25 protein-coding genes and 3 pseudogenes are annotated in these 24340 nt (G+C 64.9%); 15 read left to right on the forward strand and 13 right to left on the reverse strand.

What is annotated here, in order from left to right; translation table 11 throughout:
• Positions 1-26: 26 nt before the first annotated feature.
• The 3 genes from JQT59_RS08810 to JQT59_RS08820 are packed head-to-tail and all read right to left on the reverse strand — an operon-like array spanning position 27 to position 2212.
• A complete protein-coding gene (locus tag JQT59_RS08810; protein WP_159923143.1) occupies positions 27-452 on the reverse strand; it encodes a hypothetical protein in 426 nt (141 codons plus the stop codon).
• A gap of 43 nt (positions 453-495) precedes the next feature.
• Complete coding sequence (locus JQT59_RS08815; protein WP_213575802.1) at positions 496-1665, reverse strand: zinc-dependent alcohol dehydrogenase; 1170 nt, start codon at positions 1663-1665, stop codon at positions 496-498.
• A 13-nt stretch (positions 1666-1678) separates the two neighbouring features.
• Positions 1679-2212 carry an SRPBCC family protein gene (locus JQT59_RS08820; protein WP_213575803.1) on the reverse strand — a complete coding sequence of 178 codons (534 nt, stop codon included), beginning with the start codon at positions 2210-2212 and terminating at the stop codon, positions 1679-1681.
• A gap of 116 nt (positions 2213-2328) precedes the next feature.
• Here JQT59_RS08820 and JQT59_RS08825 point away from each other — a divergent pair, with 116 nt between their 5' ends.
• The 5 genes and pseudogenes from JQT59_RS08825 to JQT59_RS08845 all read left to right on the forward strand — a co-directional run.
• Complete coding sequence (locus JQT59_RS08825; protein WP_213575804.1) at positions 2329-2766, forward strand: hypothetical protein; 438 nt, start codon at positions 2329-2331, stop codon at positions 2764-2766.
• 59 nt (positions 2767-2825) lie between these two features.
• Complete coding sequence (locus tag JQT59_RS08830) at positions 2826-3899, forward strand: YihY/virulence factor BrkB family protein (RefSeq protein ID WP_213575805.1); 1074 nt, start codon at positions 2826-2828, stop codon at positions 3897-3899.
• A gap of 91 nt (positions 3900-3990) precedes the next feature.
• On the forward strand, positions 3991-5091 hold the full coding sequence (locus JQT59_RS08835) for a ferredoxin reductase (RefSeq protein ID WP_213575806.1): 1101 nt from the start codon (positions 3991-3993) through the stop codon (positions 5089-5091).
• Between the two features lie 20 nt (positions 5092-5111).
• The gene (locus JQT59_RS08840; RefSeq protein ID WP_213575807.1) at positions 5112-6497 is read left to right on the forward strand and encodes a fatty acid desaturase family protein; all 1386 of its coding nucleotides are present in this window, start codon (positions 5112-5114) and stop codon (positions 6495-6497) included.
• 506 nt (positions 6498-7003) lie between these two features.
• Positions 7004-7177: pseudogene (locus JQT59_RS08845) on the forward strand (manganese catalase); the annotation flags it as partial.
• Between the two features lie 3 nt (positions 7178-7180).
• Here the strand turns inward: JQT59_RS08845 and JQT59_RS08850 are convergent.
• Positions 7181-7885, reverse strand: coding sequence for a hypothetical protein (locus JQT59_RS08850; RefSeq protein WP_213575808.1), 705 nt, complete (start codon positions 7883-7885; stop codon positions 7181-7183).
• A gap of 202 nt (positions 7886-8087) precedes the next feature.
• Between JQT59_RS08850 and JQT59_RS08855 the strand changes: the two genes are divergently transcribed.
• From JQT59_RS08855 to JQT59_RS08865, 3 genes are all read left to right on the forward strand, one after another.
• The gene (locus JQT59_RS08855) at positions 8088-8384 is read left to right on the forward strand and encodes a lipopolysaccharide assembly protein LapA domain-containing protein (protein ID WP_213575809.1); all 297 of its coding nucleotides are present in this window, start codon (positions 8088-8090) and stop codon (positions 8382-8384) included.
• A gap of 5 nt (positions 8385-8389) precedes the next feature.
• Positions 8390-9181: an SDR family NAD(P)-dependent oxidoreductase gene (locus tag JQT59_RS08860; RefSeq protein ID WP_213575810.1), complete on the forward strand. Its 792-nt coding sequence runs from the start codon at positions 8390-8392 to the stop codon at positions 9179-9181.
• 221 nt (positions 9182-9402) lie between these two features.
• Complete coding sequence (locus tag JQT59_RS08865) at positions 9403-10275, forward strand: hypothetical protein (RefSeq protein ID WP_249354276.1); 873 nt, start codon at positions 9403-9405, stop codon at positions 10273-10275.
• Positions 10276-10289: 14 nt separating this feature from the next.
• Here the strand turns inward: JQT59_RS08865 and JQT59_RS08870 are convergent, their stop codons facing one another.
• Positions 10290-11816: a flavin-containing monooxygenase gene (locus tag JQT59_RS08870; protein ID WP_213575811.1), complete on the reverse strand. Its 1527-nt coding sequence runs from the start codon at positions 11814-11816 to the stop codon at positions 10290-10292.
• Positions 11813-12706 (reverse strand): SDR family oxidoreductase, encoded by an 894-nt coding sequence (locus JQT59_RS08875; protein ID WP_213575812.1) that lies wholly within the window; start codon positions 12704-12706, stop codon positions 11813-11815. Before JQT59_RS08875 ends, JQT59_RS08870 begins: the two co-directional genes overlap by 4 nt.
• Before the next feature lie 78 nt (positions 12707-12784).
• Between JQT59_RS08875 and JQT59_RS08880 the strand changes: the two genes are divergently transcribed.
• From JQT59_RS08880 to JQT59_RS38335, 3 genes and pseudogenes are all read left to right on the forward strand, one after another.
• Positions 12785-13423: a TetR/AcrR family transcriptional regulator gene (locus tag JQT59_RS08880; protein ID WP_213575813.1), complete on the forward strand. Its 639-nt coding sequence runs from the start codon at positions 12785-12787 to the stop codon at positions 13421-13423.
• Positions 13424-13736: 313 nt separating this feature from the next.
• A pseudogene (locus tag JQT59_RS08885) lies at positions 13737-14070 on the forward strand (DDE-type integrase/transposase/recombinase); the annotation flags it as partial.
• A 216-nt stretch (positions 14071-14286) separates the two neighbouring features.
• Positions 14287-14549 (forward strand): annotated as a pseudogene (locus JQT59_RS38335) (hypothetical protein); the annotation flags it as partial.
• An 850-nt stretch (positions 14550-15399) separates the two neighbouring features.
• On the opposite strand, the gene JQT59_RS36795 reads toward JQT59_RS38335, so the two are convergent.
• The 3 genes from JQT59_RS36795 to JQT59_RS08905 form a co-directional block, all read right to left on the reverse strand.
• On the reverse strand, positions 15400-15600 hold the full coding sequence (locus JQT59_RS36795) for a hypothetical protein (RefSeq protein ID WP_249354278.1): 201 nt from the start codon (positions 15598-15600) through the stop codon (positions 15400-15402).
• Between the two features lie 810 nt (positions 15601-16410).
• Positions 16411-16998, reverse strand: a complete 588-nt coding sequence (locus JQT59_RS08900; protein ID WP_213575814.1) for a TetR/AcrR family transcriptional regulator — start codon at positions 16996-16998, stop codon at positions 16411-16413.
• 120 nt (positions 16999-17118) lie between these two features.
• The gene (locus JQT59_RS08905) at positions 17119-17568 is read right to left on the reverse strand and encodes a limonene-1,2-epoxide hydrolase family protein (RefSeq protein ID WP_213575815.1); all 450 of its coding nucleotides are present in this window, start codon (positions 17566-17568) and stop codon (positions 17119-17121) included.
• A gap of 176 nt (positions 17569-17744) precedes the next feature.
• Between JQT59_RS08905 and JQT59_RS08910 the strand changes: the two genes are divergently transcribed.
• The 4 genes from JQT59_RS08910 (at position 17745) to JQT59_RS08925 (ending at position 20835) form a co-directional block, all read left to right on the forward strand.
• A complete protein-coding gene (locus JQT59_RS08910) occupies positions 17745-18086 on the forward strand; it encodes a hypothetical protein (RefSeq protein ID WP_213575816.1) in 342 nt (113 codons plus the stop codon).
• Positions 18083-18844 carry an SDR family NAD(P)-dependent oxidoreductase gene (locus JQT59_RS08915; RefSeq protein WP_213575817.1) on the forward strand — a complete coding sequence of 254 codons (762 nt, stop codon included), beginning with the start codon at positions 18083-18085 and terminating at the stop codon, positions 18842-18844. The genes JQT59_RS08910 and JQT59_RS08915 overlap by 4 nt, the downstream gene beginning before the upstream one ends.
• Positions 18841-19584: an SDR family NAD(P)-dependent oxidoreductase gene (locus tag JQT59_RS08920; RefSeq protein WP_213575818.1), complete on the forward strand. Its 744-nt coding sequence runs from the start codon at positions 18841-18843 to the stop codon at positions 19582-19584. The genes JQT59_RS08915 and JQT59_RS08920 overlap by 4 nt, the downstream gene beginning before the upstream one ends.
• 66 nt (positions 19585-19650) lie before the next feature.
• Positions 19651-20835, forward strand: a complete 1185-nt coding sequence (locus JQT59_RS08925; RefSeq protein WP_213575819.1) for a thiolase family protein — start codon at positions 19651-19653, stop codon at positions 20833-20835.
• 70 nt (positions 20836-20905) lie between these two features.
• Here JQT59_RS08925 and JQT59_RS08930 read toward each other — a convergent pair whose 3' ends face one another.
• From JQT59_RS08930 to JQT59_RS08945, 4 genes are read right to left on the reverse strand one after another with little or no spacing between them, the layout of a single operon-like run.
• Positions 20906-21388, reverse strand: a complete 483-nt coding sequence (locus JQT59_RS08930; RefSeq protein WP_213575820.1) for a Zn-ribbon domain-containing OB-fold protein — start codon at positions 21386-21388, stop codon at positions 20906-20908.
• A complete protein-coding gene (locus tag JQT59_RS08935) occupies positions 21385-22572 on the reverse strand; it encodes a thiolase family protein (protein ID WP_213575821.1) in 1188 nt (395 codons plus the stop codon). Before JQT59_RS08935 ends, JQT59_RS08930 begins: the two co-directional genes overlap by 4 nt.
• 1 nt (position 22573) lies before the next feature.
• On the reverse strand, positions 22574-23713 hold the full coding sequence (locus JQT59_RS08940) for a beta-ketoacyl-[acyl-carrier-protein] synthase family protein (protein ID WP_213575822.1): 1140 nt from the start codon (positions 23711-23713) through the stop codon (positions 22574-22576).
• A 47-nt stretch (positions 23714-23760) separates the two neighbouring features.
• Positions 23761-24225, reverse strand: a complete 465-nt coding sequence (locus tag JQT59_RS08945; protein ID WP_249354280.1) for a MaoC family dehydratase — start codon at positions 24223-24225, stop codon at positions 23761-23763.
• Between the last annotated feature and the right edge of the window lie 115 nt (positions 24226-24340).

Raw genomic sequence — 24340 nt, forward strand, 5'->3', positions numbered from 1 at the left:
CCTTGTTCGCTGTGCCGAGTGCGTTGTCAATCCACGATCGGAAAGAGCGAGTCGCCGTCCTCGGGGGTGCCGTCGACCTGACCTTTGTCGACCCGTGAATCTTCGACGATCACGCCGTCGACGACCTCCGCGGACTTTCTGCCCTCGCCCGAAATCTCGACGTCGTCGTCGAGGACTCGGTCGACGTCCTCCTCGGTCAGGGAGTCGTCCGGTGCGGCGGCCACGGGAATGTCCGGCGGCACCTCGACCTCGACGTCGGGCTCTTCCTCGGACAATTTCTCGTCGAGCGTCTCGCCTTCACGCTCTTCGCGTGGTGTCATGCCGAACTTGTCGGCCTCACTCCAATGCTCCGGCGGGTCGACGACGTCGTCGCCGTCGTTGTTCCGCACGTCGTCGGGGTCGAGGCTTTCGGCTGGGTTGAGGGTGTCACCAGGACCATCTTCGATACTCATAGTTGTTGCGTGCCCGATCGAGTAGTCACCGAAACATTAGCTGTCACGGCCGGAAGACGGCCCGAACACACCCTTCCTGCTTGCTCTTGAACACCTGGTATCCGCGCACTGCCTCCTCGAGGGACATGTCGTGGGTGATCAGATATGAGGGATCGAGATCGCCATGCTGGATGTAATCGAACATCCGCGACATGTACCGCTGACCGTGTTGCTGTGCCGTCCGGATCGTCAGACTCTTGTTGGTCACCACACCCATCGGAAACTTGTCCGTCAGTCCGTAGATGCCCAGGACAGACACGATGCCGCCTTTACGGCAGGCGAGGATCGCTTCGCGCAACGGGGTGGCCCGGTCGGATTCGAACCTCAGCAGTTGTTTGGCGCGGTCGTAGAGTTGCTGCAGCCCGGTGCCGTGCCCTTCCATGCCGACAGCGTCGATGCACGCGTCCGGGCCCCGCCCGCCGGTGGTTTCGCGTAGCGCCTCCTGCACGCTGTCGACGGACGTGTAGTCGATGGTTTCCGCACCGAACTCCCGACGTGCCAACGCAAGTCGCTCAGGATAACGATCGATGACGAGGACCCGTTCCGCGCCGAGGAGACGGGCTGTGTGTGCGGCCATCAGCCCGACGCCCCCGCTGCCCCACACTGCGATCGTGTCGCCGGGCGAGATGTCGCAGAAATCCGCGCCCATGAGGCCGGTGGGGACGGCGTCGGAGAGGAACAGGGCTTGCTCGTCGGTGATGCCGTCGGGGATGGTGAAGCAGTTGACGTCGCCGAACGGCACGCGGATGTACTGTGCGTGGGAGCCCTGATATCCGCCGAACGGGTGGGTATACCCGTAGATGCCGCCCGTGGGGTAGCCGAAGACCGCTTGCTGCAGTTCGGCATTCGGATTCGTCGTGTCGCAGACCGAGTACAAGTCGTGGTCGCAGTACCAGCACGAGTTGCATCCGATGAACGACGGAACGACCACGCGGTCACCCACCCTGGTATCGGTCACTTCGGGACCCACGTCCACCACTTCACCCATGAACTCGTGACCGAACACGTCACCTTCCCGCATGCCCGGCAGGTATCCGTCGATGAAATGAAGGTCGGAACCGCAGGTAGTGGTCAGCCGTACCTGCACGATGACATCATGTGGATTGACGAGTTCGGGGTCGTCGACGGTCTCGACTCTCAGGTCGTTGACGCCGTTCCAACACAGTGCACGCATGGGTTCTCCTCGTTCAACGAGCGGCGTGACGCGCGCTCGGATTTTGCCTGAGAGTGGGCAGTTCGCCGGTCTGCAAGAGCGCGCGGGCACGGTAGAGAGCCTTGAATGTCGCCGCGCCGGTAAGGATGTCGGGCACCGGCGTCTTCGTCCGGATCGTCACCTCGGTGCCGAGATCGTGCGGTGCGTCGCGAAACGTGAGCTCGACCTCTGGTGGATCGGCCGTAGAGTTCTGGTCCGTGGAGTCGTCACCCGTCTCGCCGACGAACCGCAGACTGCCGTCTTCTTCCACCAGCGTGGTATTCCAGGTGGTGGGCTCGTCGGCGCCGGGATTCAGTGTCCACTCGTAGCTACCGGGTTCGGTCGACCGGACCTCGGCGACATCGCCGAGCACCTCGGACAATTTCCCGGGGTCACGCCAGAACTGTTCCACCTCCGAGCGGGGCCTGCTGATCGTCAACGTCTGACTGTTTCCGCTGCCGGCGGTGGAGTCGACCAGCTTCCCGACCAAGTCGGTCAGCTGTTCTCTCGCCTTGTCGATGTAATGCACGGGTCCTCCCTTCGTCTGTTCCGCGTTACCCGGATCCTGCGGACGGAAACAGCCGGAAAGGGCCGATTCCCGCCCTGTCGGGGGTACGAGCCTGGCGGATCGGGTACACGCAGTCCATGACAGACCAGCAGATCCCGGATCCCCCCGACCATGCGAGGCCAGAGCAGGCGACGGACGAAGAGGTCGCCGCGGCCGGCAAATTGTCCGAGGCCCTCGAGACGGTGGAACGTGCCCGCGGACGTTTGTACGACTTCCATCAGCTGATCGGTCACGCCGACCTGATGTTGGACGAGGCGGTCCAGAAGCTGCGTGAGGCAGGACGTGACGATATCGCCGAGCAGGTGGAAAAGGAGCTGGTGGGCCGCAACGTCCTGCACGGGAGATGGACGTTCCAGATAGTCGAAGACTTCGACGACTACTACTGGTCCACCTTCCGGGACTGTGAGGCCACCGTGCGCGGCCAGCTGTGCGGCGGACTCCGGCACGTGTTCGAGTCCGAGATGAAGGAGTCCCGTCGAACGCACGGGCAGCCCAGGCACGAAGCGCGCCCGTAGGCCGCGAAACCCAGTTCCGCCGCCGTTTCCGAGAGAAGGTTCCCGGGTAGGAGAAGACGATGGTCGATGAAAAGCAAGCCGAACCGGATCCCGACGATCCCCGCAAACCGGACTCGCCCGCGGAGCTGACGAAACCGTCGTGGGGGTACGTTCTGCGGAAGACAGCGCACGAGTTCGGCCGCGATCAGTGCACCGATCTAGCGGCCGCGTTGACGTACTACGCCGTCCTGTCACTGTTCCCTGCCCTGCTCGCGCTGGTGTCGCTTCTCGGCGTTTTCGGACAGGGACAGCGCACCACAGATTCGGTGTTGCAGATCGTCGACGACCTCGGACCCTCGTCCGCAGTGGACACCTTGCGGGACCCCATTGCCCAGCTCGTCCAAACACCGACTGCCGGTATGGCATTGATCTTCGGTCTCCTGGGCGCCGTATGGTCGGCTTCGGGTTACATCGGCGCGTTCGGCCGCGCCATGAACCGCATGTATGAGGTCGACGAAGGGCGTCCGGTGTGGAAGTTGCGTCCGTTGATGCTGCTGGTCACCCTGATCGGACTCCTGCTCGTGGCGGTGGCGGCCGTCATGCTGGCGCTGAGTGGGCCGGTTGCCCGTTCGGTCGGTGACGCCATAGGATTCGGCGACACTGCCCTGACCGTGTGGAACATTGCCCGGTGGCCGTTCGTGCTGGGAGTGGTCGTCGTCGCGGTCGCGATCCTGTACTACGTGACACCCAATGTGAAGCAGCCGAAATTCCGCTGGATCAGTGCGGGCGCATTTCTTGCGATTGTGACGTGGATCGTGGCGTCGGTCCTCTTCGGTCTCTACGTCTCGAATTTCGGCAGTTACAACAAGACGTACGGTTCTCTCGCCGGGGTCATCGTGTTTCTGCTGTGGTTGTGGATCACCAACTTGGCGTTGCTGTTCGGAGCCGAGCTCGATTCCGAACTCGAGCGAGGCCGGGAACTGCAAGCCGGACTGCCGGCGGAAGACGAGCTGCAGCTTCCGCCGCGCGACACCCGCGTGTCCGACAAGAATGCCGAGAAGTATCAGAAGTACATCGAGCAGGGACGAGCACTTCGCGAGAGCGACGGGAACACTGCTGAACCCGACGCGGTACCCGAAGAACAACAGCGTTAATCACATCAGGAGTATTCGCGCCGACGGATTTTCTCACCCGATCGCGCCCGAACGCTGACCCGAGCAGTGCCGAATAGTTACGGTGGTCGTCATGGCGGAACGCGGTGCTCGTCCCAAAGTTCCCGTAGTGCGCAGATTCATGCTGCGCGCGGTGCGGCATCTCTTCAGCCCTCTCCGCCCGGACGACTATCTGGAGCTCATCAATCCGCTGTGGACCACCCGTGAATTGCGGGGACGGGTGGAGCGGGTCGAGCCCGCCAGTGCCGACTCCGCCACGGTCGTGATCCGCCCCCAATACGAATGGTTCGGGCACGAGGCCGGACAGTATGTGCGCCTCGGCGTCGTCCTCGACGGCGTCTACTACTGGCGCGCGTACTCGCTCACCTCGGACCCCGACCCGGATGACGGGCTGATCAGCGTCACGCCGAAGCTGGTGGAAAGCGGCACGGTGTCGCCGTACCTCGTCCGCGACATCCGCCCCGGAGACATCGTGCGTCTCGGTGAGGTGGAAGGCACCTTCACCCTCCCGGACCCCTTGCCCGACAAGTTGCTGTTCATCAGCGCCGGCAGCGGTATTACACCGATCATCAGCATGCTCCGCAGCCTCGACCACAAGAATGCGGTCGACGACGTGGTCGTCGCGCACTCGGCCCGCAGCGAGGAGCAGGTCATGTTCGATTCGACGCTCCGCGATCTCGACCGTCGCCACGACGGGTTCCGGCTGGTGCTCCGCCTCACCGGGAAGGAGGGCCGGCTGACACCGGACGCGCTCGCCGAACTGTGTCCCGACTGGCGTGAACGCGAGGTGTTCGCGTCCGGTCCGGGCGAGATGCTCGATCAGCTGGTGGAGCATTGGAACGACCACGGCGATCCGCAGCGCCTGCACATGGAACGCTTCCAGCCCGTGATCGGTGGCGACGATTCCGGCGGTGAAGGAGGCGAAGTCCACTTCTCGGACAGCGACGTGAAAACCGAGGTCGACGGGGGAACACCGATCCTCGTTGCCGGGGAGAACGCCGGCTTGACGCTCCCGTTCGGGTGCCGCATCGGGATCTGTCACACGTGCGTCGGGACATTGAAATCGGGCAGGCTTCGTGACCTGCGAACCGGGGACGTCGTCGACGACGCCGTCGGACAGGCGGTCCGCACCTGCGTTCACACCGCAGAAGGTGACATCGAAATCGAGCTGTGAAATAGGGGAAGGACCTGCTGGTGAGTATCGACATCGAGAGCCCGCTCGCACATCTGAGTGACGACACCATCGAGGCGCTCGGACGCGAGTTCGACGCCATCCACGACGAGATCTACGCCGATCTCGGTGAACGCGACCGCAGATACATCAAGTCCGTCATTGCCGCGCAACGTCAGCTGGCGGTCGCCGGCCGAGTTCTGTTGCTCGGTTCGGTCAGCAAACCTGCCTGGCTGGCCGGAACCGCCTGTCTGGGGATGGCGAAGATCCTCGAGAACATGGAAATCGGCCACAACGTGATGCACGGCCAGTGGGACTGGATGAACGATCCCTATATTCACTCGTCCACGTGGGACTGGGACACGGCGTCAACCGCGAAGGCATGGAAGCATTCGCACAATTACATCCACCACACCTATACCAATATCCGGGGGAAGGACAAAGATCTCGGATACGAGATCATGCGGATCGACCCGAAGCAGCGATGGCACCCTGTCTATCTTGCCCAGCCGTTATACAACGTCGTGCTGATGGCATTTTTCGAATGGGGTGTCGCGCTCCACGACATGGACCTCGAGGCGGTCCGCTCCGGTGAGAAGCCGTTGAAGGACGTGTGGCAGGACCTCAAAGGGATTGGCGGAAAGGCTCGCGCCCAGGTCGTGAAGGACTATGTCGGCTGGCCCTTGATCAGCGCAGGCGCCTTCGGGCTCGCACAACTCGCCGCCCGCGGGCGACTCGGTCAGCCGGCAACGTCGAAAGCGGGCCGACTGCTGCGCGGCAAGCGGGCTCGCGGCCGGTGGTCGTCGGTCGCGGACGTATTCGACCGCATGTTGCCCGGGTTGGAGCGGACGTTTCTCGCCACCGCGCTGGCCGACTTCACCGCCAACATCATCCGCAACGTGTGGGCGCACGGCATCATCTTCTGCGGCCACTTCCCGGATCAGACGTACACCTTCGGTGAGAAGGAGGTGGAGGACGAAACCCGGGGCGGCTGGTATGTGCGTCAATTGGTGGGCGCCGCCAACATCGACGGCAGCCCGCTGTTCCACATCATCAGCGGCAACCTCGGGTATCAGGTCGAACACCACCTCTACCCGGATATGCCGAGCACCCGCTATTCCGAGGTCGCACCGAAGGTGAAGGACATCTGCGAACGGTACCAATTGCCGTACAACTCGGGACCGTTGATGCAGCAGTGGGGAATGGTGCACCGGACGATCCTGCGGTTGGCATTTCCGGGCGGGAAGCCGCGTCCGAAGCCAGGACCGTACCGCGGGGAAAAGGGCACCGACGGCGGCAAACGAAGCGAGGCGGCGGCGTTCCGTAGCCGCGTACCCGCCGACAACCCTGCCGCCGGGCCCGAACACGACTCCGGAGGAGTGGAAGTGACGCCGCCACCGCGAGATTGACGGGATGCCACGATGGACCGTCGCCCCGGGTGTGGTGCGTATCCGGGGCGACGGTGGTGTCAGGATATGTTGCGATTCAGGGCTTTCCGTGCGCGGGGGTCTGCTCCGCGACACCGTGGCGCAGCGGAGTGTTGTCGGACGGTGAGTGGGACGGATCCACGGGAGAACCGCCTGCCGCTCCGGCAACCGGCGGCGCATTGGTCGGGTCACCGCCGGAGGGCTCAGCCCGGCGCAGCGCCCGAGGGGCGAGTGCCTCCTGGAGCTTCGGCTTGTGGGGCCGATACGTCCCCGCCGATCGAACGGGACGCTCGTTCGATCTGACGCAACGAGCGTCCCGCTCGTCGCGAGGTGGAGGGCGCGATGCGACGCAGCGATTAGTGGAGCACAAAACTGCTCCCGCGTACTCCTCCTGTTTTCGCCCGCAGACGTCGGGGAACGCGAGAGAAATGGCCAGACGCACGGAACCTGCGGTGGCAGCGTCGAGTCGATGGACCGACGACGAGAATCGGTTCCTCGCGGACCCGCAGCCGCTGGGTGGCAAGGGCGGTGCGCCCGCGCCGGATCCGAAGCTCTATGCGACGTACGACGGAAGCTTGGGTGAACCGGCCTCGAGCGCAATGGGCACGGAAAAGGGTCTCGTCGGCAAGGTGAAGGAAGCGCTCGACCCGGACAAACCGTGAGCGCTATTCGTCGGTAGCGCCCCGACCGCGGCGACTGCCCCGATACGCCCCGATCCGCGCTGCGGCAAGCCACTCGGGCCGCAGCGCGATCGAGGGTGGGCAGTTCACTACCGGATCGAAAGACGGCTGTTGGTCATCCGCGAGGTCACGCACGTCGCTCAGTACGACACGCCCTGAAGGCGTGGGTGAATTGGTGAAAGTAGCTAGTTGTAAGGAGAACACGAGCGGCGCGATCGCGAGGGCATCGGCGAGTGCGTTGATCGACGTCGTCGGCGGGTGTTCACCGACCGGTTCGGCCAGCACCCAGGTGGGCGGTCCGCCCGTCGAGGAGAGCGGCATGAGACTGCTGTACCGGGCGGTGTTCCATCCCGTTGCAGGAAGCGGCAGCATGCGGGTCAGCGACGAGGTGCCCGAACTCGCCAACAGTAGATCCCACGGCGTGGGGCCCTCGTCCAGGTCGATCCGCAGAGCGAGACCCAGTACGTCGGGGATCATGGACGGAGTACCGATTCCACCGGACATCCGCGCGGTCACCGGCAACGAGATTCGGGTACGTCCCGGCCACCACGACGAGTTGAATTCGACTGTGCCGCCGATGACCAGCCCCTTGGGGTGGAACACCCGTGCATGGCGGACAGACGCGGCAATGCGGAACGGGCCCACGAATGCGCTGCGTACGGTGTCGAGTGCTCGTCCGGAATCGACCATGGTGCCTTCTCCTCGGTGAGGTGTGCGGAAACCTGCGTCAGATGAGTCTTGTTCCATCGTCGGTGACCCGTGTTCCCCGCACAACTCCGACTGCACCCCTGATCTGCCGGTGTGAGGGAAATATGCCGGTGTGAGATGCCGGCACCTGGGTAATCGGCACCGTGATCGCCGACTGTTTCTCCCAGTGAAGAGGGGTTCTTTCGTGACCGAGCAACCGTACGTTCCCACGGGAACGGCTGGGCAGACCACCACCGTCAAGCGCCGCACTTCCGTACCCGCGGTACTCACGACCATTCTCGCGCTCGTCGTCCTTGCTGCGCTGATCGTGTTCGTCGTGCAGAACGGTGACACCACGCGTATCAGCTACTTCGGCTGGGATCTGGACCTCGCTCTGGGGCTGTCCTTACTACTCGCCGCAGTTCTCGGCTTCATTCTCGGCATACTGACCTCGGCAATTCTGCGGCTCCGTAGACGGAGAAACCACACCACGGAGGGGTGAGAACTATGACCATGGCACGCCCACTGGCTCTCGTCACCGGAGCGTCGCGGGGGATCGGGCTCGAACTGACCAGATTGTTCGTCAAGGACGGTTACGATCTCGTCGTCGTGGCGGACTCCGATGCCCTGGACTCCGCCGTCACCGAACTGAGGTCGACGGGTGCCGGTGTGATTCCCGTGCGCACCGATCTGCGCACCGAACAGGGTGTGGCGACGGTGTGGGAGGCGATCACCGCAGACGGCCGCCCGCTCGCTGCCGCTGCACTCAATGCCGGTGTGGGACATGGCGGTGCGTTCGTCGACACCGACCTCGCCGACACGTTCGCCATCATCGACCTCAATGTGAGGTCGACCGTGCATTTGACCAAACTCGTGCTCGACGACATGGTCTCCCGCGGTGAGGGGCGGATACTGATCACCTCGTCCGTGGCCTCCACGATGCCCGGTCCATATCAAGCCGTCTACAACGCCTCCAAGTCGTTTGTGCAGTCGTTCGCGGAGGGGCTGCAAGGGGAACTGAAAGACAGCCCGGTCACCATTACGTCACTGATGCCCGGGCCCACGGACACCCACTTCTTCAGCCGCGCCGAGCTCGACGACACCAAGCTCGGTCAAGGTCCCAAGGACGATCCTGCCGAGGTCGCCAAGCAGGGCTACGAGGCCATGATGAAGGGTGAGCGCAAAGTAGTGGCCGGGTCGATCATGTCCAAGGCGATGGCGGCGGTGAACACGGTGACTCCGGACGCCGTCAAGGCGGCAGCGCATCGTCTACTCGCCAAACCCGGATCCGGCCGGTGACCTGACACGTTCAGTCCACGGTAAGTATCAAACTCATGAGCGCGTCGAGTTGTTCGCGGCCCGCACGGTCGGAGACTTCGGCGATCGGCTGTCCTGCCAGCGGACCGCACCGCGTGGAGTTACGTGATGTGTCCCGAGGAGAAAGTGGGGCATGACGCCATGCACGTCGTCGATTTCTGTGCGGTGATGTGTCACGGTCCCCCCTGCGGGTACCCGCAACTATGAATCTTCCCCATTTCACCCCCGCATGCGCGAAGAAGCTCTGCGCGCGTTGTGCAGCCGTGGCATTCCTCCTCGGCGGTGGAGTGGCCACCCAAGCCGGTTCGGTGAACGCCGCTCCCTCACCGGATGGGGTCGACACCGTCCCCGACCGTACCTCGCTGTCCTTCGCACACTCACCCAGCGGAATGCGGGTGGGTACCGCCAACTCCGCGGAGGCCCGACCCGGCCTGTCGACCGTCAAACTGTATGTGGCCGACTACATGCTCCGACACGGAGACGGTTCTGCCGAGGACCGTGAGCTCGGTCAGCGCATGATTCGGGACAGCGACGACGGCGCCGCCTCCCAGGCGTACGCCAAATATCCGCACTCCATCGAGGCCGTGGCCCGCGAGTACGGTCTCACTGCAACGCGAGGCGCCGCCTTCTGGGGCAACTCGAGCACCAGCACGGCCGACACCGTCACCTTCCTGGAGGCGAAGAAGGCCACCGACCCGTCGAGTCCCATTCTCGGCTGGATGGCCACCGCCGCCCCCGTCGCGGCGGACGGAACGACCCAGGACTGGGGAACGAGCACGCTTCCCTCCGTCGTAGGCACCAAATGGGGCTGGTCCGACTACGGACCGGACATTGTCGCATCGGCCTCGTTCGGTCCCGACTTCTCGGTGGCCGCCAACACCTACGGGAGCAAGGAGCAGCACACATCGGACGTCCAGGGCGCGTTCGGTCCCGAGCCGACGCCTGCGCCGGAAGAGGTGCCGGTGCGCGAGCTGATCGAGCGTCTCGACACCACCGACAATCCCGTCGTCAGTCAGCTGGCCACGGCCATCCCACCCGAATGGACGCTACCGGCGGACATTCTTCCCGCCCCGTGACTGCTTATGCGACTTCAGTGTCCTGTCGTGAGCGAACGGGGCGGTCGTGATCCCCGGAAGGTCATCGCGTCGTCGACGATCTTGCCGTGGCGAAAGGTGACGAGGTCGCGGAAGTAGTTCATGCGCAGCCGCCACGGGGCTTTCGAGCCCTGCTTCGGGAACGACTCCACCGAGCGGAGTACGTACCCCGCGGCGAAGTCGAGGAACGGTTCTTCGTCGACCGATGCGTCACGTTCGGGCACGCAGTACGTGTACCCCTTCTCGTCCATGTGCTCGAGAAGACGACACACGTACTCACAGACGAGGTCCGCCTTCAGGGTCCACGATGCGTTGGTGTACCCGATGACGAACGCGAAGTTGGGTACGCCGCTGAGCATCATGCCCTTGTAGGCCATCGTGTCCGCGAGATCGATGTCGCGGCCGTCGACGGCGAGCGTCATTCCGCCGAAGGCAAGCAGATTCAACCCGGTGGCGGTCACCACGATGTCGGCCTTCAGTTCCTCGCCCGACTTCAGGGCGATGCCGTTCTTCGTGAAGGTGTCGATGTGATCGGTGACGATCGACACCTCACCGTGACGGATGGCGCGGAACAGGTCTCCGTTGGGGACGAGGCACAGACGCTGATCCCACGGGTTGTATCGCGGCGTGAAGTGGGTGTCGATGTCGTAACCGTGAGGAAGCCACTTCGTCTGCAGTTGCCGGATGCGGCCCTTCATGAACTCCGGATAACGCTGGCACAGTTGGTAGATCGCGACCGCGACCGACGCGTTCTTCAGCCGCGTCAGGGCGTAGGCGACGCGCGCGGGAAGGTGCTTGCGGAAGCGGTTGGCCAGCGCATCCTTGGCCGGCATGGAGAGGATGTACGTGGGCGAGCGCTGCAGCATGGTGACGTGCTCGGCCTCGGCCGCCATCGACGGCGCGAGAGTCACCGCGGTCGCGCCGCTACCGATGACGACGACACGCTTGCCGGCGTAGTCGAGATCCTCGGGCCATTGCTGGGGATGCACCACCTGGCCGTCGAATCGTTCCAGCCCCGGGAAATTCGGGGTGTAGCCCTCGTCGTACCGGTAATAGCCGCTGCAGGAGAAGAGAAAATCCGCTGTCAGCGTTATCTTCTCGCCGGAGTCCGTGCGTTCGGCCTCGACCGTCCACGTCGAAGATGCGCTCGACCATTCGGCTCGGACAACCCGATGTCCGAACCGGATGTGGCGATCGATGCCGGCCTCGGCGGCCGTTGTGCGTACGTACTCGAGGATGGAGGAGCCGTCGGCGATCGACTTGTCGTTCTCCCAGGGCCGGAACCGGTAGCCGAGGGTGTACATGTCGGAGTCGGAACGAATTCCGGGGTAGCGGAACAGGTCCCAGGTGCCGCCGATCGCGTCGCGGCCCTCGAGGATCGCGTACGTGCGGCCAGGGAACTTGTCCTGCAGGTGGTACGCGGCACCGATCCCGGAGAGGCCGGCGCCGATCACGATCACATCGAGATGCTCGACTGCGCGCTCGGTGTCGGATCGGCCGGCGGCGGTATCGGTGGACGTCATGACGGGTCGACCGCCACGTCGTCGAGCGCAACGTTGCGCGCGGAGGTGGACCGGCCGAGGGCGGCCACCTCTTCGTCCATCAACGGAAGAATCCTCGGGATGTGGGGCATAACCGCGCGATCGCCGATCCTGGAGGTGACCACCGCTTTGAACCAGCCCACCGGCCCGACCCAGCGGGGTACGTACACGCGGCGCTTGCGGCGAGACAGTGCATGCACGAAGGCGTCGACGCACGCCTGCACCGACGTCGTCTTCCCGAGGGGGCCGGGCAGAACGGCGAGGAGCTGATTGAAAGCCGACAGATCCGCCTTCGCGTCCTGCACGAGTGGAGTGTCGATCCACGACATGTGCGCCGATCCGACTGCGACACCGAGGTGAGCGAGCTCGAGGTGGAGGGCGCTGGCGAAATGCTCGACCCCAGCCTTGCTGGCGCAGTACGCGGCGAGGCCGGGTGCGGCGGTGAATGCGGCGAGCGAGGAGACGACGAGTATGTAGCCCTTGCGTTCGATGACGGACGGAAGCGCGGCCCGGACCGTGTGGAAGGCGCCGAGAATGTTGATGTCGAGAACGCGCTTGAAGGTGGCCGGGTCTACCTGCGACACCGAGCCGTAGCTGGCGATTCCGGCGTTCGCGAGCACCAGGTCGATGCCACCGAACTTCGCGACCCCGGCGTCGACGGCTCTCTGCATCGCGGGCAGGTCGCACACGTCGGCGACGGCGGCGAGGGCAACGTCGTCGCCGAGTTCGGTGACCAGAGCCTGCAGGGGCGCAGCATCCAGGTCGATCAAGACGAGCTTGGCGCCCTTTGCGGCGAGCGCACGGGCGGTGTCTGCCCCGATGCCCCGTGCGGCGCCCGTGATGAGCGCGACCTTGTTCCTGAGCGTGGGCATGGCGATCTCCTGGCGTAGTTATCTGGCACCGTCCGGTGTCAGTTTGTATCTGGAACCGGTCAGTGTCAATATTGGGTCGTGAGTTCGCCCAGGCTCGAGGAACCGGGTCGCACCTACCGCGGTGCGGGACCCCAGCAACGTCAGGAAGAGCGCCGCCTGCGCTTGATCGACGCTGCGGTCGAGGTGTTCGGCACTACCGGATACCGCTCGGCGACGGTCGGGAAGATCTGTGCGGTCGCCGGGCTCACCAAGCGCTACTTCTATGAATCCTTCACCGACAGCGAGGCGCTGTTGCTCGCGGCGTATGGCACGGTGACGGATCGGTTGCGGGAGGATGTGCTCGCCGGCGCCGGCCGTGACGCCGCCGACCTCGACACCCGAGTGCGAGGCGCCCTCACCGCATTCTTCGAGTCCGTCGCCGAGGATCCCCGAATTTCGCGGATCGCGTTCCAGGAGGTTCTGGGTGTCGGGCCGGAAGTGGACCGCGCCTATCGCCGGGTCACCCTCGAGTTCGTCGACGCCGTTCTCTTCGTCATCAATCCGGCGATCGATCGGGCGCCGGATCCGCATCTGCACACCCTCGCCACCGGGCTCGTCGGTGCCGTGCTGATGATCGCGCAGCAGTGGGTGTTGTCGGAGAAACCTCAGCCCATCGAGGCGGTCATCGCCGACGCGCACACGATCCTCTCGTCCGTGCTGGGCCGCCTGACCGACTGATCGAAGCGGTCGGATTCGAATCCTCCGCCGCGATCATCGAGGTTCCGCCCGGCGAAACCGTCAGCGCGGCCGTCACACCCACCGTTCCATCGTCGGAGGCCGGCAAGCCGCAGACCCGTCGGCTCACCATCCCCGGAGCCAACGACCAAGCCACCATCGAAACCCAGGTGACCGTCGAGCAGGGAACCTCCGCGGTGCAGCTGCGCCTCGACCCCACCGTGATCAAGGCCCGCGATGTTCCACAGGGCGAAGGCATGCTGATCATCGACAATCGTAGGGGAGGTGCGGACCGACAAATAGGCCAAGGCGCAGTACCGAGCCCGGGCTGTGGTTGCAATGGGACTGGGTCGAGGGCCCGACGATCCGGGGCCGGCGCACCTCGCTCTGGCGCGCCTGGCTGGCGTGGTCGCGGTATCGGGTGGTGATCCCGTTCTGGGACAAGACGTTACCAACGATCGTCGCGTGCCTGGACACCACCTTGCGCCGGATCGGCGGGGTCCCGGCATCTGCGCTGACCGACAACGAGAAGACCGTCACCACCTTCCACATCGCCCGAATCACGTTCCGCAACACCGAGATCGTCGAGGTCGGCCGCCACTACGGGGTCACCATCCGCACCTGTGTGCCGGCGGACCCGGAGACCAAGGTGACGGAACCGGTGGTGCCGGCGGCGGAGTCGGTACCAGGTAACGCGTCATGTCGAGAAGGTCCACGATCGGATAACCACCGACACGCTCCTGTCCGACTTCACGTCGGCGGAGGACGTGCACGTGAACCTCGCGATCAAGGCCGCCTTCACCGACAACGACCACGAACACGACGCCGACCACGAAGCCGACCACGTAGGGGCGGGGGGTTTTCTGATGGCTCTGCATCGGCCGAGGCCGCGCACGAAGAAACCGGCGCAGCAGGCGGCCGGCCTCGACGGCCTCAAAGTCTCGGTCGCCCACGGCGCGACCAGCGGTGTCGAGAAGTTGAAGCAGGGTCAAGAGCGGGGGACTGGGCGGGCTGACCAACTAGGTCTCCGTCAGACAGCTGCGCGGCGATCGATGCCGGCCGCACCCCACCATCGGATCGCACGCTGCGCCGGTGGGCGCAACAGGGCCGCATCCCGCACCCGGATATCTAACTACCCCGAGAACAAGGGGTTCGACAGGTACAGCGACTAGTTCGGGTTCCACTTCGACCACATCGACTCGGTCCACATCGACTGGATCTGATTCCGAGAAGGACGCGTCGTATCGGTATGTCCGCGAACGGATCGAAACGGATATTGTTCTCGCTCAGTAACACTGATGTTACAACGAAGCGTTCACCCGGCTGTGCATCGTATTCATCGAGTCGCCGCGTCCGTCTCCGGCTCAATCGATTTGATGCGCGTGGAACCGCTGTCGTGTTGTTGGCCCGCTCGGCAAGGAGGTCGCCCGGTGCGTTGCCGAGGTAGGCGCCGGAGATCCAGGCATGTCGGCATTGGATGCACTGAGCCGGGACAGGTATAAGGCGCACGAGCGTCCGGGTATCGACGCTGCGCAAAAACATTTCCGCAGCATCTTTGGAAAACCACCTGCTCAGCGCACTTTTCGCTCTGCAGAGCGGAGCGCTATCGAAGTGTCCCGGTCAGCGGTTTCGCAGGTGGAGGGCGAAACGGGCCGTCCCAGGGTTGCACTGGGCGACGTCCGACAGGCCCGCGGTAACAGCGCGGATCAGGCACGGCGGGATGTCGGCGCGGTGTGATCGGGGCCAGGTGCATGGTGGTCACGGCCGTGGGTAACTCGATCTGCGGCCACCCGGTGGTCAGGGTGAGAGCCTGCGCGGGGAAGGCGGGCAGCCAGTACAGCGGTTCGCTGGGGTGGGACAGATCCCGGACGCAGCGGCCTGCAGGTCCGGGCGGGGGAAGTAGGGGTCCGCGGCCGCGAGGTCGTCGGTGCCGGCCCGCACGTCCAGGACCAACCCCACCGACATGTCGGTGGGGTTGGTCAGCGGCCGGTCTCGTGCCAGGCCCGCCGGGCTGGCCGTCCGGTCGCGGTCAAGGCGAGCTGCACGGCGAGCCCGGACGGGTAGGAGGTGATCCGCACCAGTTCCAGGTTCAGGTCGGTGTTCCCGGTCAGCGGCAGCCGGTCGTGCACCTTGTCAGCGCCGCAGGGCGGTCGCGGGCCAACGCGGACTGCGCACGACACCGAAGTACTCCTCCACGCCCATGTGCTCCGTCAGGCGGCAGGATCTGTACACGGAAGCGATTGGCACTCAAGTTTCGACGCGATGCCCCGGTACGCGGCGACCAAGGGCTGATATGACGAGACGTGCGGAACGATCCGAGTCCACTGCCAGGCACGTCGACCTGGTGATACAGCAAACCGGACCTGATTTTCCACTCGAAACAACAAGCTCGGGACTCCTCGTGGACGTCGCAGTGAGGATAGGCGCAGCTTCCGGCTTGCGCCTGGCCGCCACCGCCGAACACTTGAACGCACCCTGCGCCGAAGTGGTTGGGGTCGACCTCCCCCGGCATGCCACACACGCCATCACAAGGCGGTCGCTGCGACGCTCGAAAGTCCGCCCTGCCAGGCCTTCGACTGGAGGATCCCCGCCAAGGTCCTTAACCACCATCGACGCTCGATCCAACAAATGGTGTTGCGGCGACCTCGTCGACTTGAGACGAGAGGCGATCCATCGACGCCACTCGGTTCGGCGACACTACCTCCCGGATCATTCGGGAGGCGGGGGCAAGAAATTGTATCGAACCCTAAGTTGCAGCCACGGACGCGACCCCAGCGACCGAGAGAGCGCCGAGACTTGCCGGTGCAAGGGCGATCCGCCGAGGCATGCCACTCGAGCGGGCGTTCAGAAACGCCACCCCGGTTCCACCGCCAGGGCAGCTCCGGCCAGGCCTACGGCATGATCAATCGCGGGGCCCTCGGCTTCGTCGGCTGACACGAGCAAGCACGGAATCCGGTGTCGCTGAGCGGTCGGCGACACCACATCGCGAATCAGTCGGCGAGGGCGACGGCACCACGGACGAGAAGGTCGAGGACTTCGTCCTTCGACAACGTGCCGTGCTCGAGCCATTCGGTTGTGGCACCGCTGATCATTCCTTGGAAAGCGCGCACCCGGGCGCGGGAGGCTTCCGAATCGGGCATCTTCGTTACCGTGAGGATGCGATCCTCCCAGGAGGCGAGGCTGCCTCTGAGGAGAGCTGTGATCTCCTCATCGGCGGTCCGTTGCGCTCGCATTAGTGCGGTGAAAGTCGCCCGGTTCTCCTCGACGAGGTTCAGCCACCGTGTGAACAGCGCCCGGGTGGCTTCGGCGACAGGGACGTCATACTGTGCAACCCCTCGGGGGAGGTGCGACGGCAGGGTGGAGAAGCGGCGCACGACCTCGAGGTAGAGGTTGCGCTTGTTGCCGAAGTGGTAGTTGAGATTCGTGCGGGTGGTGCCTGCCGCGCGCGCCAACTCCTCGGTCGAGACGGAGTCGTACGCCTGGTCAGCGAAGATGCGCTGCGCAGCCTCGATCATCCGCTCTCGACGATCGTCGGCATCGAGCCGGACCCGTCGATCGGGAGCATGATTGACCGTCATAGGGATACCGTAGCCGTCTGCTCCTCGGATTGGGGCGTCGGCGGCCGAGACAGGTGTGGGTCCTGTCGAGTGGACCCACACCTGTGTTCCCTTACGGGATCGGTGCCGCGGACACCTGGACTATCCACCCAGGGCGAAGTCGACGGCTTCCTCGAAACTTCGCAGGTCGAAGTAGTCACGCCATTCGGTGATCTTGCCGTTTTGGATGTGCAGGATGCCGTTGACGGGCAACTCGAACGACTTCCCGGTGGGAAGCGCCGTCAGCAGATCGACCCTCTCGGTGAACACGATCCCGTCCCGGGACGCGATGTAGAAGGTGTCGATCTTGTCGATGCGCAACACGGTGAACAGCCCGACGAGCGTCGTATGGACGGCATCGCGTCCATACGCGGCGGGCAGGGGCATGTTCTGGTACATCGTGTCGTCCGCGAAGTAGGCGATGAGACGGTCGGCGTCATTGCTGCTGAGGGCCTCCATGAACTCGAGCACCAATGCCTCGTCGGCGCCCACAGGTTTCGCTGCTCCCGACGACGGGTCGGCCCACTGGGGTCGTTGAATCGACTGTGTCACTTTCACTCTCCTGTTGATTGGTGTATGCCGGAGTGATCGCCAACGTATATGGCGCCGATCACACGCGATGTCGCATATCGAAACAGTTCGCATGCTCATGCGTATCGAAATGCGACGACCGAAACCCGGTGTCGGATGTGAGGCTCGAAGCACCAGCTCACAACCCGGGAGACAAGATGTACGTAGAGGTGACGCCGCCCGGACCGCCCACGGTCCGGGAACCCGATGACTTTCACCGCCTGTCGATCGTGGTGACCAACTCCGGGCAGGCACCGAGTTCGGTACTCGACGCGCTCCTGTCCGTGAACCTAGCCGTCGCCGGGTCGACCCTCGATGCCGTCAGACTCGACGTGGCAGCACTTCGGGAGGCGGCGCGATCAGCTCACCCCACGACCCCCACCCCGCAGTGGGAGCACAGTTTCGACGCGATGCTCGACTACGCACAGCACAAGGGCTGGTTCGACCCGAACGCCGGCACTGTTGCCGCACATATCGAATGGATGGAAGCCACCCGATGATCATCACTCCCGACACCGTTGCCCTGGTCACCGGAGGAGCATCCGGCCTGGGCCTGGCCACCACCGCGGAGCTCGTCAGCGCAGGCGCACGAGTCGTCGCGCTCGATCTTCCGTCGGCGGACCTGAGCGGTCTGCACGAGTTCGACGGCGCCGTGAGATTCGTGGGCGCCGATGTACGAGAAAGTGACCAGGTCGGACCCGCTGTCGATATCGCCGCGGGATGGGGTGACCTGCGAATCGTCGTCAACTGCGCGGGGATCGGTGATCCCGCCCGCACCCTGAGCTCGAAAGGGCCGCTCGATCTCGACCGATTCCGCCGAGTGATCGAGGTCAACCTGATCGGCAGCTTCAACGTCATCCGCCTCGCAGCCGCCGCTATCGTGGCCACCGCACCAGTCGACGGTGAACGCGGTGTCATCGTCAACACCGCGTCGGTCGCGGCCTACGACGGCCAGATCGGACAGGCGTCCTACTCGGCCTCCAAGGGCGGCATCGTCGGGATGACACTGCCGATCGCCCGGGACCTCGCGGACCGACTCGTGCGGGTGATGACAATCGCCCCCGGAATGTTCGAAACCCCTATTCTCAAAGGACTTTCGGACGACGCACGCGCATCGCTCGAAGCTCAGGTCCCGCACCCGTCCAGGCTGGGGCGACCCGGCGAGTACGCCGGGCTGATCCGGCACATCGTGGAGAACCCCATGCTCAACGGCGAAACGATCAGACTTGACGGAGCGATCCGAATGGCGCCCCGATGACCACCGCCGAGAACCGGGTCGCCCTTGTCACCGGTGCAAGCCGAGGAATCGGCGCCCGGATTGCCACCGCCCTCGCTCACCGCGGGTGGGACCTCACCCTCAGCGCCCGCCGTCCGGAGTCGCTGCAGGAGTTCGCTGGGAATCTCGCAGAGAAGACCGGTAGGCGGGTCGTCGCGGTTCCTGCCGACATGTCTGACGAAGATGCTGTCTCCGAACTCGCCGGACGTCACGATGAATCTTTCGATCGGCTCGACGCGCTCGTCCTCAACGCCGGAATGGGTGCGATCGGACCGTTCGCCGAGTTTCCGCTGCGCAAGCTGGACAAGTTGTTCACCGTCAACGTCAGGTCCGCGTATCAACTCGTCCAGCAGCTCCTGCCGACACTTCGAGAGACGGGTACCCGTTCGACGACGGGTGCCCGCGTCATCGCGATGGCATCGATGGCCGGGGTCAGCGCAGAACCGCTGAACTCTGCCTACGGGGCCACCAAAGCCGCGCTGATCTCCCTGTGCGAAACCCTCACCGTGGAGGAACACGCCCACGGTGTCTCCGGTGTCGCCGTGTGCCCCGGTTACGTCGCCACCGACATGACGGCAAGCCGGGACGATGTCGACGCCGACACGATGATCACAGCCGACGACGTCGCCGACCAGACAGTCGCAGTGACCCAACTGTCCCGGACAGTCGTCATTCCGCGGCTGCTATTGACACGCCCGGGGCCCAACCTCTGGCACGCCTGACCCACCCAACGCGGTACCACCCCTGCCGATCAATCAGACCGGCCCCAGCAACAAGGAGTTTCTCTCGTGACCATCGACGCAGTGATCGTGGACGCCGTCCGCACCGGATCCGGACGCGGCAAGCCGGGCGGTGCACTCTCCGGCGTGCACCCCGCAGACCTTCTCTCCCAAACCCTCAGCGCCCTTCTCGCTCGCAACGATTTCGACCCCGCGTTGATCGATGACGTGATCGCGGGCTGCGTGTCGCAGACCGGTGAGCAAGCCCTCAACATCGCCCGCACCGCTGCGCTGCGAGCCGGGCTGCCCGAATCCGTGCCGGGCACCTCCGTCGACCGTCAGTGCGGCAGCAGTCAGCAGGCCGCGCACTTCGCCGCACAGGGTGTCATCGCGGGGGCGTACGACATCGTCGTGGCTTGCGGCGTCGAGTCGATGAGCCGGATCCCGATGGGAGCGAGCTCGCAGGGCCAGGACCCCACCGTGGGACCGTTGTCGGACCGGTACCCGGACGGACTGGTCAACCAGGGCGTGTCTGCTGAACTCATCGCCGCGAAGTGGGGTCTCGACCGCGCGACTCTCGACGAGTACGCGGCCCGCTCGCACCGGCTCGCCGACGAGGCGCATACCGCTGGCCGTTTCGAGCGCGAACTGATCCCGATCACCCTCCCCGACGGCTCGATCCACCGTGTAGACGAGACACTCCGGTCCAGCACCACCGCAGAAGGCCTCGGCGGTCTGAAGCCGTCGTTCGAGCGCCCGGAGCACGACGAGCGGTTCCCGCAGATCAACTGGTCGATCACCCCGGGAAACTCCTCGCCGCTGACCGACGCCGCGTCCGCTGTTCTGATCATGTCGGCGACCAAGGCAGCCGAGCTGGGCCTGACCCCGCGCGCCCGGTTCCATTCCTTCGCGGTGACCGGCAGCGATCCGCTCTACATGCTCACCGGCGTCATCCCGGCCACTCGCAAGGTGCTCGAGCGCAGCGGTCTGCGTATCGATGAGATCGACACCTACGAGGTCAACGAAGCCTTCGCGCCGGTACCGTTGTGCTGGGAGAAGGAGTTCGGCACCGATCCCAAGAAGCTCAACCCCAGTGGCGGTGCGATCTCCTTAGGCCACGCGCTCGGGGCGTCGGGGACTCGCCTGCTGACCACGATGGTCGGTAACCTCGAGCACACCGGTGGACGGTACGGGTTGCAGACGATGTGCGAGGGCGGCGGCATGGCGAATGCCACCGTCATCGAGCGTCTCTGACCCGAGGCGAGAAGCGGATACGACTGTGGCCTCCTCCCGATCGGGAGGAGGCCACAGTCGTATCCGCTCGTCAGACGGCGGGTTCGAAATGCGAGATGTCGAGAATCTGTCCGGTGCGCTCCTCGGCCCACACCGCACGCACCCGTGACCCGGCCGGCAGCTGTGCCCGGATCCCCGCCGGGTCGGAGAAGTCCAACCCGACGATGTAGTGCATCAGCAAGGTGTCGGCGCCGTCCAGGCGAATACCACCGATGGCGTACGGAGCCTTCGGGCCACCGCGGAATCCCTGCCACACCACGGTGAACACGACGAGGTCACCTTCACCGCTGAGCTCGACCCATTCGTCGTTTCGCTCGAACGAGTCCTCGCAGTATGCCTGCGGGGGGACGTAGACCTTCGTCGACTTGGCTCCGGTGTTGGCGAGGATCTTCTTCTCCCGCAGACCCTGCATGAACCGGCCCCAGGTCTCACCGAGATGGATGTCGTAGTCCAGATCCCAGTGCACGCGAGTTGTGGTCACGGCCTGGTCGATGGTGCTGGTGGTTTCGCTCATGATGCGTGCTCCTCGGTCGATCGTTCGAATACTGCCAAGTTCTCGAATTGGAAGAAGGTTCCTCCGGTGCCGTGCGCCAACCCGGTGCGGGCACCGTCGACCCGGATTTCTTCCGGCGCATCGCCCATCACTTGCCACGCCACGTAGACGTACGGAGCGAGTTCGCCCGCGACCCCGGCGTTGGTGCATTTCGGCCCGCCGGACAGGTTGATCGGCAGACTGCCACCCTGTCGGCTCTCCGGCGACTTGATGAGATCGATACCTTTTCCGGCAGCGCACAACTGAAGCGCCTCGAGCTGCATCGGCTGCATGTGGGCGTACGGGGCGAAGACTTCCACGACATCGAACTCGCGATACGGATCGCGGATGCCGGCCTTCGCATACACCCGCCGAGCCAGCATGGCGAGGTTCTCCATGGCGCCGAAGTCTCCCTTGCCGCCGCCGAGGTACGGGTCACCGGAGGTGCCCATCGCCCGGATCACCGCGGGTGTCGTCTTCAGCGAACGCGCAGAATCCTCGGAGGTCACCAGCATGGCGCACGCCGAGGTCGACACCGGGCACACCATCGGCTGCGTGAGCGGCGACGACAGAGGGGTGCCGCCGACGACCTCGTCGACAGTCAGGGTGTACCGCAGGTGGGCGTAGGGGTTGCGGGAGGCCTTCTCGTGATCGGCGACCGCGACAGCAGCGAAATCGGAGACGCTGACACCGTGCCGCGCCTGATAGGCACTCGCAGCGAAGGCACCCATGTGAAATCCACCCATGCCGAGAGGCTGCTCGACGACCATCGGGGAGTTGGTGTTGATCGCGGACTGGAGATCATGGACCCCGTAGAACGTCGGTCCGCCGACAACGAGCACTCGCTCGTGGGTGCCGGCACTGACCATGCGCGCCGCGACCTGCATCAGGTTTCCGCCGGTCGTGCCACCGGTGTTGACCACCGTCAGCGGAATGTTCGCGCCGAGTCCGAGGAACCGTGAGCGGTACTTGCCGCCGAGCACGGTGCCCTCGAACCCGTCGATGTTGCCGACCACGATGGCGTCGATGCTGCCCGGGGTCGCGCCGGAGTGCTCGAGCGTCCGCCAGGCGGCCTGCTGGCACAGTTCGACGAACGAGAACTGTTGTTTGCGTGGAGAAGTGGCCTCGGTAATGCCGACACCGGCAACTACTGCATGTCGAGCCATTTCACACTCCCTGTACTACGAGGACGGTGCTGTCGAGTGCGACAGCACCGGTGACAGTGTCGACCGAATGCACCACCGCCGTTGTTTGGGCCTCCGCCTCGGCAAGCCGGTCCAGCGCGTCCGCCAGCCTCACGGCGCCGTTGGCCACACCGGGGTAGACGCCTGCTGTCGACCCCCAGCGATTGATGCGGTCCGCTGCGAGCCCGTCGAGTCCGAGGGCGTCCAACAGCGGGCGGTACATGCTGGCCGTCGGTGCGGTGAACTCCAGCAGATCGATCTCTTCCGCCGGGGTGGTGATGCCTGCATTCCGGTATGCGGTGGTCGCGGCGTGTCTCGTCGAGGCACCGACGTCGGTCAGCCATTCCGTGTCGTAGACGTATCCACCGGTACCCCGGCCGAAACCGGTGATCACGGCATTGCGCCCCTGTAGGCGCGCCGCCCGGGCAGGTGAGGCAAGCACTACCGCAACGGCACCGGTGCCGTGTGCCGGCAGCATCAGTTCGGTCAGCGCACCGTTCGCGGGATCGGCGGAGAGCACGTCGGCGCCGGTGACACGGTCCCGACGAACCGACCGGAAATGACCCACCGACTTGTTGATCTCCACCGCCGCGATGTCGGCCAACTCAGTGATTTCCACGTCGTGTTCGAGCGCCCAGGCCGTGTGCAGCGCGTACGTCGCCTCGGCCGTGAGGCCGACGGGGCGCGCGAAGTGCGGGTCGAAGGCCAGATTCGAGATCTGCTCGAGGAACGCGCGCCGCTGGGCACCGCGGCTGGTGGACTCGGGATTGTAGACACCGACTGCGACGGCGACCTCGACGTCTCCCGAGGAGATCGCTTCTGCGGCCGCGAGAATCGCGGTCCCGGAGTCGGACTCGAGCCGATACGAGTCTTGGAGGTAACCACCGGACGCCGAGTTCGTCAGACCTGAGGAAATGCTGCGGCCGTCGTAGATGTCCATTGAGGCGGTCACCGTGAGCCCAATGTCCTGCTTGCGCAGCGCCGCTTCGCCGAGGGCGCGGGACACGACATCGTAGACAAGTTCGTCGAGGACGGCGTCGTGTTCGGGGACGAACGGCGTGCAGGCGAGACCGACGACGGCCACTGGCGCCACTCGGCCTCCCGCTGATCCGGTCACTGTCATGTAGTCGATCCTTCCGAGAGTGAAATGAGGGGAGGTTCCGGACCGGATCAGTCGAGGAATCGATAGACCACGGTGGCAACGCACGCCGGCTTCGCGGAGCCCTCGCACTCGACTGCCGCGGCGATGGCGACCTGGACCCCCGCGGGAACCTTGTCCACTGCGGTGATGGTGGAGGACAACCTGATCCGCGAGTCGGCGGGCACGGGGGAGGGAAAGCGGACCTTCTCGAGGCCGTAGTTGACCACCGAGGTCGCCCCGGGAACCGACAGGGCGTCGGCGACCAACGGGCCTATCAGCGACAGTGTCAGGTAGCCGTGCGCGATGGTGCCGCCGAATGGCCCGGTCTTCGCCCGCTCGGCGTCGACGTGGATCCACTGGTGATCACCTGTGGCGTCGGCGAAGGTGTCGATGCTCTGCTGATCGACGACCACCCAGTCCGTGGTGGGCAACGCGGTTCCCACCGCGTTCACCAGGTCGTCCGGGGTGGCGAAGACCGCCGGCGATGTTGTCATTGTTCGCTCCGATCCGTTGTCTCGTTCGACGACGGTAATGAGAACGAGCGGGTACGGGTGTCGCAGTCTGCGCCACATGGAGGTGTGTCAGAGCGCGACATCCGACCGCTCCGGA

It is taken from the genome of Rhodococcus sp. USK13 (assembly GCF_018343855.1).
GTDB lineage: Bacteria > Actinomycetota > Actinomycetes > Mycobacteriales > Mycobacteriaceae > Rhodococcus_F > Rhodococcus_F oxybenzonivorans.